Here is a 15608-nt window from a genome sequence, read left to right on the forward strand (position 1 = left end):
GCCGGGATAAGCTATACTGAAAACGGTTTTTAAGGTAAAACAGTGCATAGGCTTCGGCAATTGCCGCCGAAGCCGGTAGCTGGGGCGAGGGTTCAGCTCAATTTCAGCCGCGGTGTTCCGTTAGGGCTTTTTGTACCCGCATTTGGGGCATACGCCGTTTTCGTTCAGCGCAATTCCGCACAGCGGGCAGCGGTCGATTTTATTGTTTGTCTGAAATTCCGCAGAAGCCGCGTTAACGCCGCTGGTAAAGGTGAGCTTGGCAATATTCAGCTTGTCTTTCAGCAGGTCGTAAACCATCTTAATCATGCCCTCTACCGTCATGGTCTCCTTTGTAACGACCAGACGGCAATCGGGATAAGCGGTAGCAAGCTCCGTCTTAAAGGCGCGGCCCTTCATCTTGTTGGTCGGCGCGCCGTTGCGGATGCCCTGCTTTTCATAGACATCGAGAATTGCGGGCAGCAGCGGGTCGTCCTCTCGTAAAATCAGTGCATGGTCAAAGTTTTTCAGCACTTCCCAAGCGGTTTTCTGGATCTCATTACAGGGGAATACCATATTCACGCCGGGCTCGACAGAATCCTCCACCTCAATGGTCAATACGCCCGTGTGGCCGTGTAAATATTGGGCCTCCCCCTTGAAGCCGTAAAAGCGGTGTGCATACTGCAGGTCTAAAGTTGTGATACTTCTCATGGTAACATCCTCCTAAAATCTATAATTTACGGGCATGCAGCCCGCATTGCGCGCCAGTATAAGGGCAGGCCTGCGGAAACTCCGCAGGGGGTTACGGCTTGTCATGGCTGGACGGAGCCTGCTTTTGGCATTCCGGGCAAATCCCCCGGAACATCAGGTCATGTCCGCTGAACTCAAAGCCGTGGGCATCCCGGATTTGCCCTTCCAGGCCCGTGATGTATTCCATATCCACATCAAAGACCCGTCCACATCGCAGGCATTTTACATGGTAATGGTCATGGCACCGGTGGTCGAACCGGTCGGCCCCGCCCGGAGTTTCTATTTTTCGGATTTCCCCGCTGTCGGAAAGCTGGTTTAGGTTTCGATAAACCGTCCCTTTGCTGATATTGGGGTGTTCCCGGGTAACCTCCTGGTAAATTTCATCTGCGGTTGCGTGGCATTTCAGTTTGTTGACGGCTTCCAGAACAAGGGAGCGCTGGATGGTGTTGCGTTTGGTAAACATATAAAAAGCTCCTAATAGTATTATTTCTCAATAAGGAGTATATCACAATTAATATTTATTATCAATAGAGATTTTGAATTTTTTTATTTATATTTTTGATCGTATTCATTTTGGTTATATTGCAGAATAAAAAGGTAAAAGCCCGCTCCGAGGAGCAGGCCGTTACCGGAATAGATCCCGATATACCGTAAAAATAATGAGATTTAGCGCTCCAACGCGACATCCCCTCAAAATGGTATGCCGCTGACGAAACAATAAAAAACACCACGCATCACTTTGGATGTGTGGCGTTTTTGCCGTTTATGCTTCCTCTGCCCGGATTAGGTTACTGACATAAGGCCGCGCTCCCGAAAGCACTTCGTCATAAAAATTTTGCTTCCAGTCGATATATGCAACGCTGTCCTCTAACTCCTGAATGGAGGCTTTCAGCGCCTCCTGCTTTTCAGCCAGCATTTTCTTCCGTGGAAGAATAGTGGACTCCCCCTGTAAGCATAATTCCAAATACTCCTTCATTTCCTGAATACTTAAACCGCATTTTTTTAGACAAGTCAGATCCTTGATCCACTTCACATCTTTTTCATCAAAAATCCGGCGGTTGTTTTCATCGCGTTTTACGTTAGGTACGAGACCCTCATTGCAGTAATATTTTAAAGTCTGATACGTCATGTTAAGTTTCCGGCAGACCTGCATCATGGTGTACATCATCATTGCCTCCTGTTGCGTACACAAAAAAATTTGGATTTTAAAAAACTATTGACCGGTAGTAACTACCGTAAATTATAATCGATTGTAGCAAGCGGTTAAAACAATCGGATTATAACATGAAAAATCCCAAAAAACAATAGAGAGAAGGAGCGAATTACGCATGAAAGTGTTACTTATTAACGGCAGTTCCCGGAAGGAAGGCTGTACCCATGCCGCATTGTGCGAGGTGGAACGAGCTTTACAAGAGGAAGGTGTTGAAACCGAGCAGTTTTTTATCGGGAATGAAGCCCTGCCGGACTGTATCGCCTGCCGCAAGTGTAAAGAAACTGGAAGCTGTATCTTCCATGATGTTGTGAATGAGTTTGTAGAAAAGGCAAAAGAAGCCGATGGGTTTATCTTTGCTTCTCCAGTCTATTTTGCTCACCCAAGCGGCAGACTGTTGACTTTCATGGATAGGGCATTTTATTCCTGCGGCACAGCTTTTCAATATAAGCCGGCGGCAGCTGTTCTCTCGGCCAGGCGGGCAGGTACGACGGCCTCCTTTGACGTCATCAATAAATACTTTACAATCTGCTCCATGCCGGTGGTTTCTTCGACCTACTGGAATCATGTCTATGGAGCGCAGCCGGAGGAGGTGGCCGAGGACAAAGAAGGTCTGATGACCATGTATAACCTTGGAAAGAACATGGCATGGATGCTGAAATGTATCGGTTTAGGAAAGCGGCATGGCTTGCATCCTCCGGAAAACCAGAAGATCTTGACCAATTTTGTGCGGTGAGAGCGTAAACTCAAAAATCTACGACTAACGGCGAAGAGGCGAATACATTATGGAAACAAAAAGAGATTTGGCAAATGGATAAGATGTCATAACAAAAGTTAGAATATGAAAGCAGCCAAATTGGCTGCTTTCATATTTTTTATTGCTTGCCTCCCGAAAGCATATCACCCAAGAAGATGATTTCAGAAGATGTTTACAATATTATCTGGGCAATTGTATTTATCTTACATGAACAGGTAAATGAAAATCCAATCTACTAAATTTCCTCAGTATATTCAAATCACGAGTAATAAAATGAGTACCCCCAATAATAATTTCCAATTGTTTGTTCAGCGACACACCACCGTTTACCATCTGGATGAAGATTTCCACATTGTATAGCCAAGTGGCCTTGCGTTTCTGTGAACCAATTTCCTTAATCTCAAAAGCTCATCAAAGGATATTTTTCATCAAACCCCTCCCATAAAAATAGTCTCTACCACGATTATAGTAAGCTAGTAGTCAAAAACAACTGACTACCACTTCAATATCGCATTACAGCACCTTAGCGAACTGATAATGTGCTCTTTCAAGCACAAGAATTCCATCACTATCTTGCTTTACACATGAATCTGTGAGCGATTTTTTCTAGCTAAAAACTATTGCTTGCTCCCTTTTTTATAGGATAAAAAAGCCCGAAAACCTGCATAAATATAAAAAATGTGGACGACAGTAAAATCGGCCACATTACTTGGAAGGGGCGAACGGTTTAGATGCCCATTTATGTAAGCCCTTGAGGAAATTTTGAAACTCCGATTCTGTCAAGTTATCGCCTCCCGCTCTTTTTCCCAGAAATTCGGGCCTAGCTTTTGAATCAGGTATAATGCGATGTCATCGGCGGGAATATCGGCCCATTCTGCAGAAACCATGACGGCCTCGCCGTCGATGATCTCATACCTTGCCTGTATTGGGATTCTGCACATTTTTGGCTCCACGGTTTTTATTCCTCCTTGATAATGTCGGCAACGTCTACGCCAAGCCCGCGGGCAAGCTTTCCGGCGGTTCCTGGTGCACATGTTCCCCGAAGCTTAACGGTACTGAAATTTTGCCGGGAGATTCCGCACGCCTTTGCTACCTCTGAAGCGGTTAGTCCTTTCATCGCCATGATGAGTTCAATTTTTTCTTTGCTAATTTGCATTTGCTTACCTCCTTTTTATAAACGATATTTCGTTTACTGTCAATAGAATAATTGAAATTTCGTTTAAAAATGTTATAATGACCATTGAGGTGATAAAATGGCCGTAGCGGATAGGATAGACACCATATTGCAGGAACGTGGGTTAAGTCGGCGACAATTAGCAATAAAAGCCGGTATTCCTCCGTCAAGTCTTCAATCCGCCTTGGAGCGAGGACATAACATAACGCTTGATATGCTGCAAAAGATAGCTGACGCGCTCGGGGTGCCGGTATTTCTTCTGTACGATGTAGATATTTTTGTGGAAGAAGTCACCGATTTCGCAAAAACTCTTGTGCAGATGTATTCTGTATTAAACGTAATAGTGGAAAATCCCGGTACACCCGAAGACACCCGAAAACAAATAAAGGAAATCCTTCCCGAGAAAGAAAAATTTACAGGGCAAGTGACCACATTAAGCATGATGTCGCGCAAAAGTGTTGACATTCCGCCCGCTTTCGCCTCCGACGATGTTAAGGCTATATTCGAGCTTTTAGGCCAGTTAAATTCTAAAGGCCAAGAGCGTGCCATAGCCCAAATTCAAGACCTTGCTAAGGTGCCGGACTACCAGAAAGAAACGTCCCCCAAATAACCCCCTGGAGACTAAAAGAAGGGCATGACCGGCGCGCTCAGGACGTCAAAATGACAACTTGATTTTGCTGCTGGACAAAATGGCCCGCTGGCGCCAAAAGTGAAAACGGACATTTTTCCGTTTCCAGAAGGGCTCGGTTAGAGTGGCCCCCTCAGACGCATTAGGGCAAAATAAAAGCCCTTACGGCTACATAGAACCGTAAGGGACGGAATAGAATATTGACAAGTGCGTGGAAAGCGGCTATACTTAAAATATAAGAAGGGCACTGTCAGCCGACGGTTAGCCCCTCGTTTGCAGTTGAAGTAACCGCTTGCTTGGAGGCTGGGCGGTTACTTCTTTTTTATCGCCTGAATTACCAGGGCTATAATGCTTACGATCAATGTGCAGAACTGAAAAAGCTCTGTATATGTAATCATTTGCACCCCCTCCCTTCTACGGGAGGGAAAAAAGAAAGGCTCCCTCCCTTGCGAATGAGAGGGTCTAACCGCCTGCCGTTCGTGACAGTACCCACGGTTAATATATATCATATCCAATCCATAAAATCAATAAGGAGGTGGAGCCATGCCCAGCGCGGTCATATACGCCCGCTTTTCTTCGGACAAGCAGACGGAGGACAGCATAGAGGCACAAGTGCGCGCCTGCCGGGAATATGCTGCCTGGCACGGTATGACAATAGCGGATATATACGTAGATGAGGCGGTCAGCGGCAAGGGCTCCAAAACGGCCCAGCGCCGACAGTATCAGAAAATGCTGCGCGACTGTGAAAAGGGCCTGTTCGATACCATCCTAATTCATAAATATGACCGCATTGCCCGAAATCTTGGCGAGCATGTTAATCTGGAGGCAAAACTGAAGGATAAGGGGATCCAGTTGATTGCTGCCGCGCAGGATTTTGGCAACAGCAATGAAGCGAAGATCATGCGGGCGCTTATGTGGTCTTTATCGGAATATTATATTGACAACTTGGCGGCTGAAACCAAAAAGGGGCTGCGTGAAACAGCATTAAGGGCGGAGCATACAGGAGGTTTTCCGCCGTTTGGTTATGATATTGTTAATAAAAAATATGTTGTCAATGAATTTGAAGCCGTCTTCGTCCGCAAAATGTTTGACGCCGCCCGGGATAGAAAGGGATTCACGAAGCTGATAGAGGAAATGGCTGCCGCTGGTGTTCGGGGAAAGCGTGGAAAGCCCATAAAATACCCCCAAATTTACGAGATACTGAGAAATGAAAAATATACCGGCTTATATGCTTACAGCCCTACAGAGGCCGAAAACAGGGCAGACAGGCGCACAAAACCGGACGCGATAAAAATAGAAAATGCCTTGCCGGTCATTATCAGCAAGGCACAGTTTATGGAGGTACAGAAGATCATGGATGAACGGAATCAGACAGGGAGAAAAGCAAACTACATGTGCAGCGGCCTTGTATATTGCCGGTGTGGGGCTAAAATGCACGGCATGACCTCAAAGAGAAAGGGGCACGAGTACCCCTATTTTTATTGCTCTAAAAAATGCGGTGCGCCGGTTGTTCGGATGGAGGAAGTGGATGACGCCGCAATTAGGTATTTAAAAGATTTGCTTTCTGATGAAAACCAGAAGGCCATTTCTGACGCCCTGCGCCAATATCAGGCCGGGGAAGGCTCACGCATGACAGAATTTAAGCAGGTATTAAAACAGCGCATACAGGGCAAGCAAAAGCAGTATGACGCATTGATGAAGAACCTTTCCAGCGGCGTGCTGCCCGATGAAGTCGTGGCAGACGTTGGACAGCAAATGAAGGAAATCAAGGCAGAAATTGCCGTACTGGAGGCAACGGAGCCACCAAAGGATTTCACCGTTGACACTATCAAAGCATGGCTGGAAAGTATTAAGGCGGCGCCGGATCGCGACGCTGTGCGCTTGTTGATCGAGCGTATAGACGTGGGAGAAGATGAGGAAAAAGAAAAAACCGTTTTCAATATACAAAGTACACTGAAAACGGTTTTGGGAATTCATGGTTGCGGGGGCAGGATTTGAACCTACGACCTTCGGGTTATGAGCCCGACGAGCTACCGGACTGCTCCACCCCGCGATATTTTAAGGTAATGCCTAATGTGTTTATTACTATACCATATTAAAAGCAAAATTGCAAGCCCTTTTTATTTTAATTTTTCAAAACATAAAATAAGCTTGCGGAACACAGTTTGTCAAAGGGGAATATAAAGTATCGGCCGGCGTGCTGCACAAAGACGGCCAGCCTCGGATTGTGTTGGCATTTTTAGTGTCTGCTATGCATATGTAAAATTTTTTATTCGCCATGCGGTGAAACGCTCCGTGTATAACAGCAGCCATCGCGGGAAGAATAGGGAATGGCATTTCATAGCTTTATGAAATCTGCCTGAACGCCTATGCTAAGAAAGGAAGGTCTTTATGATCATTGATAAAATAGCGCTGATCCTGACGATCATAGGGGGCATTAACTGGGGCTCCATCGGTATTTTCCAGTTTGACATTGTCGCCTGGATCTGCGGTGGACAGAGCGCCATTGTCAGCAGAATCATCTATACGCTGGTAGGCTTGGCTGCGCTGTGGTGCATCTCCCTATTGTTCCGCGACAACAATGTGACGCACGAAACCTGAGCATGCGGGCCTGATTCTCTATGCCCGAACCTTACCGCACAGGGTTCAATAAAAACCTTGCCGATTTCGTTAGTAAAATCAGCAAGGTTTTTGCTACATAGGCTGATACAGGCCGAAAAGCTTTTGGCAAAGGCGCTTCTTTTCACTGGCGCCGCAGCTTGTTTCAAAGTTCAGCGTGCCCGGCTTGGCTTGGGGATTGCAAAGGCATTGCGCCTGCAAACGGCGCCGCGTTTCCCTGGCGGCGCCGCGGCCGCCCTCAAAAAAGCGGACGGGGTACCCCAGCGCCCGGCGGATGCTCTCCCGAACAAAGGGGAAGTGCGTACAGCCCAGCACAATGCAGTCCACCCTTTGCCGCCGGTAGGGCGCGAGCAGCTCAGAGAGGTACGCGCTCAGCCCGGGGCTTTCCGTAACGCCCTGCTCGACAAATTCCACAATACCCGGCGCGGGAAGCAGATAGATGTCCGCCGTGTTCTCAAAGGTCTGTAAAAGCTGGTGGAACTTATCCTCCCGCAGCGTCAGCGCCGTGGCCATGACCAGTACCTGGGCGTGGTCCATGCTGAGCGCGGCCGGCTTAAGGGCGGGCTCCATGCCGATGATGGGAATATCCGGGTATTTTTCCCGCAGCGTCTCAGCTGCGGCCGAGGTGGCTGTGTTGCAGGCGATGACCACGGCCTTGGCGCCGTTTTCAATCAAACGGCCGATATTCCAAACCGTCAGATCGCGGACCTCTGCGGTTGACTTTGTGCCGTAAGGGGCGTTTTTGCAGTCGCCGTAATAAAGGTAATTTTCGCCCGGCATCAGGCGCGCCAGCTCCTTTAAGACGCTGATGCCGCCGAAGCCGGAGTCAAAGACGGCGATGGGCTGCGAGGGGCGGGGTTTCTGTATGTTGCGTTGCTGAGCCATTGCATTTCCTTCTTTTCTTTGTACAGCCAATGCTGGAAGTATTAAAAGGTTGCTTTTCATTTTACTATAGAACCGCCCTTTTTTCAATCGGTAAACTTTTATAGGCCTGAAAACGCCTGCACAGGCGCGGGCCGTTCGCCGTTGTTATATTTTCCCGGAATCGGCGCCGCATACGTTCAACCGTGCAAATTTATGAAGGGCTTAGGAGCCTGTAGACCTATAATGCCGCACACCGATGCGCCAGACCAACAGCGCGGGCGCTAGGAACAGCAGCCCTGCCAGCGGGGCGAGCATGTAAAGCGGGCTGTTTTCCCGCCCAAGCAAGAAGAGCAGGGGGTAGTACTGCACGCAGGCGAGGGGAATGACATAGGTGTACAGGCGCAGGAGCTTTTTTCCGTAGACGGCCATCGGATAGGAGCCAAACTCCTTGCTGCCGTCGGTAAAGATGTTCATAAATTCAAGGCCCTCAAGCGTAAAAAAGCAAATTCCGGCATAGATGATGAACAAGCCGCTGAATAGGCCCACACCGCCGAGAATCATCAGCACTAGGGTGAAGATCCGGGCGGCGTTCCACTCGACGCCGCTGGCGGGCAGCGCGTAAATCAGCACGGCAACAGCCTGTAGAAGCCGCCCGATGCGGGTAAACTCGATTTTTGTGGCGATCACCTGGAAAATCTCATTGCGCGGGCGGACCAGAATGCGGTCAAACTCCCCGTTGCCGATAATGCCCGCAAAGGTGTCGAAGCCGCGGAAAAAGCATTCGCTGAGCGCAAAGGCGGTCAATACCACGGCATAGCACAGCAGCACCTGCTCAAACCGGAACCCCTCCACCGCGTGAAAGCGCTGGAAGAGAAAATAAATAGCCAGAAAGGCAGAGAAGGAGACGATGAACTGCCCGGCCGCGGTGAGGAAGAAAGAGGCCTTGTACTGCATGGCGGCACGAAGGTGCATGGAAAAATACTTTAAATAAAGACGCATGGCTTTAACCTCCTTGTACGACGACCCTGCGCAGCGCCCTGCGCATCAGGAATACACCGAGCATGTTCAGCACGGCGATCCAGCCGATCTGCAGCAGGATTCCCCAAACCGCATCTGTGCCGGAAATATAGCCGCTGTAAATAAAAAAGGGGGTGTTCTGAATAGACGCGAAGGGCAGCAGGTTTATCAGCGGCTGGATTACTGCCGGGAAAAAAGGGATCGGGATTAGGCCGCCGGAGAGAAAGTCCCCGATGGCTATGTAAAAAATTCGCAGCCCAGCGGGAGAAACGGTAAAAAAGGTCAAAACGCAAACCAGCATGCACAAAGAAACCGCCACCAGCAGGCCCGAGATAAGCGAGAGCAGAAATAGGAGGAGGGCGCCCGGCCCAGCTGGAAGGGAAAGCCCGTAAGGGGCGGGAAGCAGCGCGGAGACAAGCAGAATGGGCAGGCAGCGCAGCAGCGCCCGGCTGACGCGCGCGGCGGCATTGCGGGTAAACCACATGCCGTACAGGCTGGCAGGCCGGCAAAGCTCATAGCCGATGCCGCCGTTTGAGATGGAGTCCAGCAGCTCGTTTTCAAAAAAGTAGGTGGCCAGCATGCTAAGGAAGGCCTCGCTCAGCCAGATATAGCTTGAAAGCTGGCTGAACTCCATGGGAAAGGCAGAGGCGCCGGCACGGTAGAAGGCGCGGAACAGCAGAATTTCCAGCGCGCCCCAGCAGAACTGCGTCAGGATACCCGCCCAAGCGGCGGCGCGGTATTGCAGTCCGGCTGCAAAGCGGATGCGGAAGAAGGACAGATATGCCCGGAGCTCAATCTTTTTCATATCCGGTACTCCCTGTAGAGCGAAACCATCATTTCCTCCAGACTCTCATCCGCCACGGCAAGGTCCTTAATGGGAACGAGGGCGGAAAGCCGGGTGATAATCTCCGAGACGTTGGGGCCGCCGGCCTCAATCCGCAGCGTGGCCCGGCCCGGAAGGTCGGAGGCGACGGACACGCCGGAAAGGCCGGTTAACACGGGAAGTGCCTCGCCGCTGTAGGAGACCGTCAGTGTTTTTTCGCCGGCATACCGGCGGCGGAGCTCCTCAAGGCTGCCGTCTAGCAGTATATGTCCCTTGCCAATCAGCAGAATGCGCTGGGTGAGCGCCTCAATATCCTGCATGTCGTGCGTGGTGAGGATGACCGTGGTGCCGTGTTCCCGGTTGAGACGGCGGATAAATTCCCGCACAGCGATCTTGGACACGGCATCGAGCCCGATGGTCGGCTCATCTAAAAAGAGGGTTTTAGGGCTGTGCAGCAGGGAAGCAGCGATTTCACAGCGCATGCGCTGCCCCAGAGAGAGCTGGCGCACGGGCGTTTGCAAAATAGATTGCAGGCTGAGCAGTTCTGTGAGCTCGGCAACGTTTTTGCGGTAGAGCGCTTCCGGAACACGGTAGATGTCGCGCAGTAGTTCAAAGGAATCCTCAACCGGAACATCCCACCAAAGCTGGCTGCGCTGGCCAAAAACAACGCCGATTTCCCGTACATGCGCGGTGCGCTCCCGCCAGGGGACGCGGCCGTTAACCAGGCAGGTTCCGCTGTCCGGGGTAAGGATGCCGCTCATAACCTTGACGGTGCTGCTCTTTCCGGCGCCATTGGGGCCAATATAGCCAACCATCTCACCGTCTTTAATGGAAAAGGAAACGTCGTCCAGCGCACGGACGGTCTCGGTGTCCCGCCGGAACAGCGCCTTTGCCGCCGCGCCGAAGCCGGCCTTTCTCCGCGAAACGCGGAAGCTTTTGCAGATGTGCTCCAACTGAATCATTTTGAATCCCTCCTGCAATTAATATTGTAAAAATATTTATTCCAGCCGCTTCCGGCGGCATATAAAGCGGGGAGGAGTGGGCTTGTCCGGCTTTTTAGCAGAAAAAGAGGTGCGCCGGTCCGGAAACGCCGTTGGAAGGCGTATGAGGCAATGCTGTTTTGACTGCTGTTTACCGGTAAACTCTGATAAACCCTCGGCAACGACAAAAAGAGCATTCCAGAAAAACCGGAATGCTCTCTCCACACACGAATAAAATTTCAAGGGAAAAAGGAAGGAGGGCTTCCGAATGAAAGAAAAACAAGCTGCTTGTCTATATTCTTCAGCATTGGAAACCCCTCCTCTTATTTTTAGAGTCAGGTCCTTATTATAGTTGTTTTGGGGGAGCTTGTCAATCTGTATTTTGAAAGGCCTTGCAGATTTGTAAGAATTCGTTCCGGTCCTTTTGTTGACTATAATTCCCCAAAGAGCTATAATGTTAATATTAATGTGATTTATCAGGACATAAGCGTGTGGTATCATAAAAAATATATAAAAGGGAGGCTGCGCATTGCCGGAGGAACCAGCTTTTTTTGTGCACGAAAGCGCCTGTGTGGACGAGGGCGCCGTAATTGGCAGCGGAACAAAGATCTGGCATTTTTCCCATGTCAGCGCGGCGGCGAAAATCGGCGCGCACTGCAACATTGGCCAAAATGTTTATGTGGCTCCCCATGTAGTGGTGGGGGATTACTGTAAAATTCAGAATAATGTCAGCCTTTATGACGGGGTGGAGCTGGCCGACTACGTTTTTTGCGGGCCCTCCATGGTTTTTACCAATGTGCTGCGGCCCCGCTGTAAATTTCCGCAGGCGGGCCATGCCTTTTATCAGAAAACCCCGGTCGGGGAGGGCGCGAGCATCGGGGCAAACGCCACCGTGGTCTGCGGCCACCGGATCGGAAAAAATAGCTTTATTGCCGCGGGCAGTGTGGTGACGGCAGACGTGCCGGACCATGCGCTGATGGTGGGCGTCCCGGCGCGGCAGAAGGGCTGGGTCTGCGCGTGCGGGGAGCTGCTCACGCAGGCGCTGTACTGTCCGCGCTGCGGGCGGCGGTATGCGAGAGCGGCGCACGGCCTGGCGGAAGAAACGGACGGAAGGGGTTGAGAGCAATGAAGATGGCTTATAATGACCTTTCCGCGCAATATCAGCACTTGAAAAAGGAAATCGATGCAGGGATTGCAGCGGTCATTGAACATACACAGTTCATTTCCGGCCCGCAGGTTGAAGAGCTGGAGCAGGCCCTCTGCCGCTATACGGGACGGCGCTACTGCGTTACGGTCAGCAGCGGTACGGCGGCGCTGCTGATGGCCCTGATGGCCTTGGGGATCGGGCCGGGGGATGCGGTCTTTGTGCCGGATTTCACCTTTTTCGCCACCAGTGAGGCAGTGAGCCTGCTGGGGGCGGAGCCGGTTTTCTGCGATGTGCTTGCGGACACCTTTAACCTGGACCCGGAGTCCCTGCGGGCTCAGGTGCGCCGGGCCAAAAAGGCGGGAAGACTGAAGCCGCGCGCGGTCATAGCGGTAGATCTTTACGGGCTGCCGGCCGATTACCCCGCGATTGAGGCGGTGTGCCGGGAGGAGGGGCTGATCCTCATAGAGGATGCCGCGCAGGGTTTTGGCGGAGAACTGGCAGGCCGGAAGGCCTGCGGCTTTGGCAAGCTTTCGTGCACCAGCTTTTTTCCGGCGAAGCCGCTGGGCTGTTATGGAGACGGCGGCGCAGTTTTTACCGATGAGGAACCGCTGTACCGGCTCCTGTGCTCTCTGCGCGTGCATGGAAAGGGCGCCGATAAATACGAGAATATCCGTTTGGGCCTGAACGCCCGCTTGGATACACTGCAGGCGGCCGTTTTGCTGCCGAAGCTGGCGGCCTTCGACGCGGAAAATGAAACGCGCAACCGGGCCGCGGCGCTTTACAGCAGCCTGCTTGCGGGCAGCGCCTTTTCCCCGCCGGGCGTGCCGGCCGGTTATCGCTCCAGCTGGGCGCAGTACACGGTGCGGGCCGGCAGCGAGGAGGAGCGGGCCGCAGCGCGCAGCCGCTTGGAGGCAGCGGAAATTCCCACAATGGTTTATTACCCGGTTCCGCTGCATCTGCAAAAGGCCTATGCCGGCCTCGGTGGAAAAGCGGGTGACTGTCCGGTTGCCGAGCGCCTCTGTAAAACGGTGTTCAGTCTGCCTATGCATGGCTACCTGGCGCCCGAGGCTGTCCGCCAGGTGGCTGCGGCGCTTCTGCGGCGCTGAACTTCTGCGGCGCTGAATGTCTGCGAAGCTGAAATAATGATAGATTGGAAAGAAAGCGTATGACAGGTTTAAAAACAGTCATTTTAGATAAGATCAGCCGTTGCGAAGCGGTGGTGGGCGTCATCGGTTTGGGCTATGTGGGGCTCCCCTTGGCAGTGGAAATGGCGGAGGCCGGTTACCGTACCATTGGCTTCGATGTCCAGCGGAAAAAGGTTGACGCGGTAAACGCGGGACAGAATTACATCGGCGATATTGTAGGCAATACGCTGAAGGAGGTCGTGGAGGAGGGCAAGCTCTCTGCAACCTCTGATTTTGACTTTATCCGCGATGTGGACGCTGTGTTGATATGCGTCCCGACTCCGCTGGATCAATACCAGCAGCCCGACATCAGCTATGTCAAAAATTCCACCGAGTCGGTGGCCCGGCGCCTGCACCGGGGTATGCTGGTGGTGCTGGAGTCCACCACCTACCCGGGAACGACGGAGGAGCTGCTGAAGCCGATCCTGGAAAGCAGCGGGCTCAGGTGCGGCGAGGACTTTTACCTTGCCTTCTCCCCGGAGCGGGTGGACCCCGGCAACAAGACCTACCGCACCAAAAACACCCCTAAGGTTGTCGGCGGTGTGGGCCAGGAGGCTACCGCGGTCGCGGCGGCCCTGTACCGCAACGTGCTTTCCGGCGGTGTATATGAGGTGTCCTCCCCCGCGGTGGCGGAGATGGAAAAGCTGCTGGAAAATACCTACCGCAACATCAATATCGGCCTGGCCAATGAAATGGCCATCATCTGCAACCGGATGGGGATCAATGTGTGGGAGGTCATCGATGCGGCGAAAACAAAGCCCTACGGCTTTCAGGCCTTTTACCCAGGCCCGGGCCTGGGCGGGCACTGCATTCCGCTGGACCCGTTCTACCTTACCTGGAAGGCCAGGGAATATGACTACCATACCCGCTTGATTGAGACCTCCGGAGAGATTAATACTGCGATGCCGGAATATGTGGTCGATCGTGCCATGAAGGTCCTTAATAAAAATAGAACCGCCATGAACGGCGCCCGGGTGCTGGTGCTCGGCGTTGCCTATAAGGCGGATATCGACGACTGCCGTGAATCCCCGGCCCTCCATGTGCTGGAGCATTTGGAGCGGGAGGGGGCGCTGGTGTCCTACTACGACCCCTACATCCCCGAGGTGCGCCATAAGGGCAGAATCTACCGGGGGGAGGCGGCCTTGACGGATGAGCTGCTGCAGAGCGCGGATATTGCCATCATCTGTACGGCGCACGCGGCGTTTGACTATGAACGAATCCAGCGGCTTTCAAAGGAGGTTTTTGACACCCGCAACGCCATGCGGGACGTCAAAGACCGTTCCAATATCGAACTGCTGTAAAAGCCCCGCAAAATTTAGGTGAAAACGCCCCGGCGCGTTTTGCGAAAGGGAGAGAGAATGGATGAATCGGTTCCGTTTGATGCTGATCGGCTGCGGCCGGATTTCCAAAAACCATATTGCCGCGGCCGCCGCCAACAATGAGCTTTGCGAGCTGTCGGCCCTGTGCGACCCGGTGGTAGAAAACGCGGAGAAGCAAGCGGAGCGCTACCGGGAGCTTACCGGCAGCCGCCCGCCGGTTTTCGCCGGCTACCGCGAAGCCTTGGACGCTGTGCGTCCCGACGTGTGCGTCATTGCCACGGAAAGCGGCCTGCACGCGGAGATTGCGCGCGCATGTATTGCCCAGGGCAGGCATGTCCTGGTGGAAAAGCCGGTTGCCCTAAGCACCGCCGATGCGGAGGCCATGGTGCGTGAGGCGGAGGCAAAGGGGGTAACGCTCGGCGTCTGCCACCAAAACCGTTTTAACCCGCCGGTGCAGGAGCTGCGCCGCGCGCTGGATGCCGGGCGCTTTGGGCGGCTGGTCAACGGTACGGCGCGCATTTTGTGGAACCGTACCATGCCCTACTATGAGCAGGCGCCGTGGCGCGGCACTTGGGCGCAGGACGGCGGTACCCTGATGAACCAGTGCATCCATGGCATTGACCTGCTGCAATGGTCCCTGGGCGGCGAGCCGGAAACCGTCATGGCGATGACGGGCAATTTTCTCCGCGACATTGAGGCGGAGGACTTCGGCGCGGTACTGGTGCGCTTTAAAAATGGCGCGATCGGAATCATTGAGGGGACGGCCTGCGTCTACCCAAAAAATCTGGAGGAGACGCTCTCTGTTTTTGGAGAAACGGGCGCCGCGGTGATCGGCGGCCTGGCTGTCAACCGTGTGCAGACCTGGAATTTTGCCGAGGCGGCCCCGCAGGACGAGGCGGTCGCGGCGCTTACTGGAAAGGATCCCAGCGATGTTTACGGCAGCGGGCACACGGCCCTGTACCGGGACTATCTTACCGCGGTACAGCAGGGGCGTGATCCGCTTGTGACCGGGCGCGAGGGTATGAAGGCGATGAAGATAATTCTGGCGGCCTATCAAAGCCAGAAAACAGGCCTGCCCGTAGCGCTTGACGGCCTGAATTTTTCGACGCTGGACATGGATAACAGGGATGTGCGGGTCAAAGACTAAGAGCAGGGCGGCC

Annotated in this window: 17 protein-coding genes and 1 tRNA gene; 8 read left to right on the top strand and 10 right to left on the bottom strand. The window is 52.6% G+C overall.

The window, feature by feature from the left end:
- Positions 1–120: 120 nt before the first annotated feature.
- From DPQ25_RS06255 to DPQ25_RS06270, 3 genes are all read right to left on the bottom strand, one after another.
- Complete coding sequence (locus tag DPQ25_RS06255) at positions 121–687, bottom strand: 6-carboxytetrahydropterin synthase (RefSeq protein ID WP_112332301.1); 567 nt, start codon at positions 685–687, stop codon at positions 121–123.
- 91 nt (positions 688–778) lie between these two features.
- Complete coding sequence (locus DPQ25_RS06260; protein ID WP_112332302.1) at positions 779–1189, bottom strand: Fur family transcriptional regulator; 411 nt, start codon at positions 1187–1189, stop codon at positions 779–781.
- A 300-nt stretch (positions 1190–1489) separates the two neighbouring features.
- Complete coding sequence (locus DPQ25_RS06270) at positions 1490–1891, bottom strand: MerR family transcriptional regulator (RefSeq protein ID WP_112332304.1); 402 nt, start codon at positions 1889–1891, stop codon at positions 1490–1492.
- A gap of 163 nt (positions 1892–2054) precedes the next feature.
- Here DPQ25_RS06270 and DPQ25_RS06275 point away from each other — a divergent pair, with 163 nt between their 5' ends.
- A complete protein-coding gene (locus DPQ25_RS06275) occupies positions 2055–2672 on the top strand; it encodes a flavodoxin family protein (protein ID WP_112332305.1) in 618 nt (205 codons plus the stop codon).
- A gap of 800 nt (positions 2673–3472) precedes the next feature.
- Here DPQ25_RS06275 and DPQ25_RS14635 read toward each other — a convergent pair.
- Both DPQ25_RS14635 and DPQ25_RS06280 read right to left on the bottom strand, forming a co-directional pair.
- Positions 3473–3646: a hypothetical protein gene (locus DPQ25_RS14635; RefSeq protein WP_177576868.1), complete on the bottom strand. Its 174-nt coding sequence runs from the start codon at positions 3644–3646 to the stop codon at positions 3473–3475.
- Positions 3647–3651: 5 nt separating this feature from the next.
- Complete coding sequence (locus DPQ25_RS06280; protein ID WP_112332306.1) at positions 3652–3849, bottom strand: helix-turn-helix domain-containing protein; 198 nt, start codon at positions 3847–3849, stop codon at positions 3652–3654.
- A 97-nt stretch (positions 3850–3946) separates the two neighbouring features.
- On the opposite strand from DPQ25_RS06280, the gene DPQ25_RS06285 reads away from it, so the two are divergent.
- On the top strand, positions 3947–4477 hold the full coding sequence (locus DPQ25_RS06285; RefSeq protein ID WP_112332307.1) for a helix-turn-helix domain-containing protein: 531 nt from the start codon (positions 3947–3949) through the stop codon (positions 4475–4477).
- A gap of 561 nt (positions 4478–5038) precedes the next feature.
- On the top strand, positions 5039–6493 hold the full coding sequence (locus tag DPQ25_RS06290) for a recombinase family protein (protein WP_112332308.1): 1455 nt from the start codon (positions 5039–5041) through the stop codon (positions 6491–6493).
- Here DPQ25_RS06290 and DPQ25_RS06295 read toward each other — a convergent pair.
- Positions 6472–6548, bottom strand: a tRNA-Met gene (locus DPQ25_RS06295). The genes DPQ25_RS06290 and DPQ25_RS06295 overlap by 22 nt on opposite strands.
- Positions 6549–6886: 338 nt before the next feature.
- Here DPQ25_RS06295 and DPQ25_RS06300 point away from each other — a divergent pair.
- Entirely contained in the window at positions 6887–7096 is a 210-nt protein-coding gene (locus DPQ25_RS06300) for a DUF378 domain-containing protein (RefSeq protein WP_177576870.1), read from the top strand.
- Between the two features lie 93 nt (positions 7097–7189).
- Here DPQ25_RS06300 and murI read toward each other — a convergent pair whose 3' ends face one another.
- The 4 genes from murI to DPQ25_RS06320 all read right to left on the bottom strand — a co-directional run bounded on the left by murI (position 7190) and on the right by DPQ25_RS06320 (position 10780).
- Positions 7190–7999 carry a glutamate racemase gene (gene murI, locus DPQ25_RS06305; RefSeq protein ID WP_112332309.1) on the bottom strand — a complete coding sequence of 270 codons (810 nt, stop codon included), beginning with the start codon at positions 7997–7999 and terminating at the stop codon, positions 7190–7192.
- Between the two features lie 201 nt (positions 8000–8200).
- Positions 8201–8977 (bottom strand): ABC transporter permease, encoded by a 777-nt coding sequence (locus DPQ25_RS06310; protein WP_112332310.1) that lies wholly within the window; start codon positions 8975–8977, stop codon positions 8201–8203.
- Positions 8978–8981: 4 nt separating this feature from the next.
- Positions 8982–9800, bottom strand: coding sequence for an ABC transporter permease (locus tag DPQ25_RS06315; RefSeq protein WP_112332311.1), 819 nt, complete (start codon positions 9798–9800; stop codon positions 8982–8984).
- Positions 9797–10780, bottom strand: coding sequence for an ABC transporter ATP-binding protein (locus DPQ25_RS06320; protein WP_112332312.1), 984 nt, complete (start codon positions 10778–10780; stop codon positions 9797–9799). The genes DPQ25_RS06315 and DPQ25_RS06320 overlap by 4 nt, the downstream gene beginning before the upstream one ends.
- A gap of 547 nt (positions 10781–11327) precedes the next feature.
- Here DPQ25_RS06320 and DPQ25_RS06325 point away from each other — a divergent pair.
- From DPQ25_RS06325 to DPQ25_RS06340, 4 genes are all read left to right on the top strand, one after another.
- A complete protein-coding gene (locus DPQ25_RS06325; protein ID WP_112332313.1) occupies positions 11328–11918 on the top strand; it encodes an acyltransferase in 591 nt (196 codons plus the stop codon).
- 5 nt (positions 11919–11923) lie between these two features.
- A complete protein-coding gene (locus DPQ25_RS06330) occupies positions 11924–13051 on the top strand; it encodes a DegT/DnrJ/EryC1/StrS family aminotransferase (RefSeq protein ID WP_330409840.1) in 1128 nt (375 codons plus the stop codon).
- Between the two features lie 59 nt (positions 13052–13110).
- Positions 13111–14430, top strand: coding sequence for a nucleotide sugar dehydrogenase (locus DPQ25_RS06335; RefSeq protein ID WP_112332314.1), 1320 nt, complete (start codon positions 13111–13113; stop codon positions 14428–14430).
- 61 nt (positions 14431–14491) lie between these two features.
- Positions 14492–15595, top strand: a complete 1104-nt coding sequence (locus DPQ25_RS06340; RefSeq protein ID WP_112332315.1) for a Gfo/Idh/MocA family protein — start codon at positions 14492–14494, stop codon at positions 15593–15595.
- Positions 15596–15608: the final 13 nt, after the last annotated feature.

This window comes from Hydrogeniiclostridium mannosilyticum, from assembly GCF_003268275.1.
GTDB lineage: Bacteria > Bacillota > Clostridia > Oscillospirales > Acutalibacteraceae > Hydrogeniiclostridium > Hydrogeniiclostridium mannosilyticum.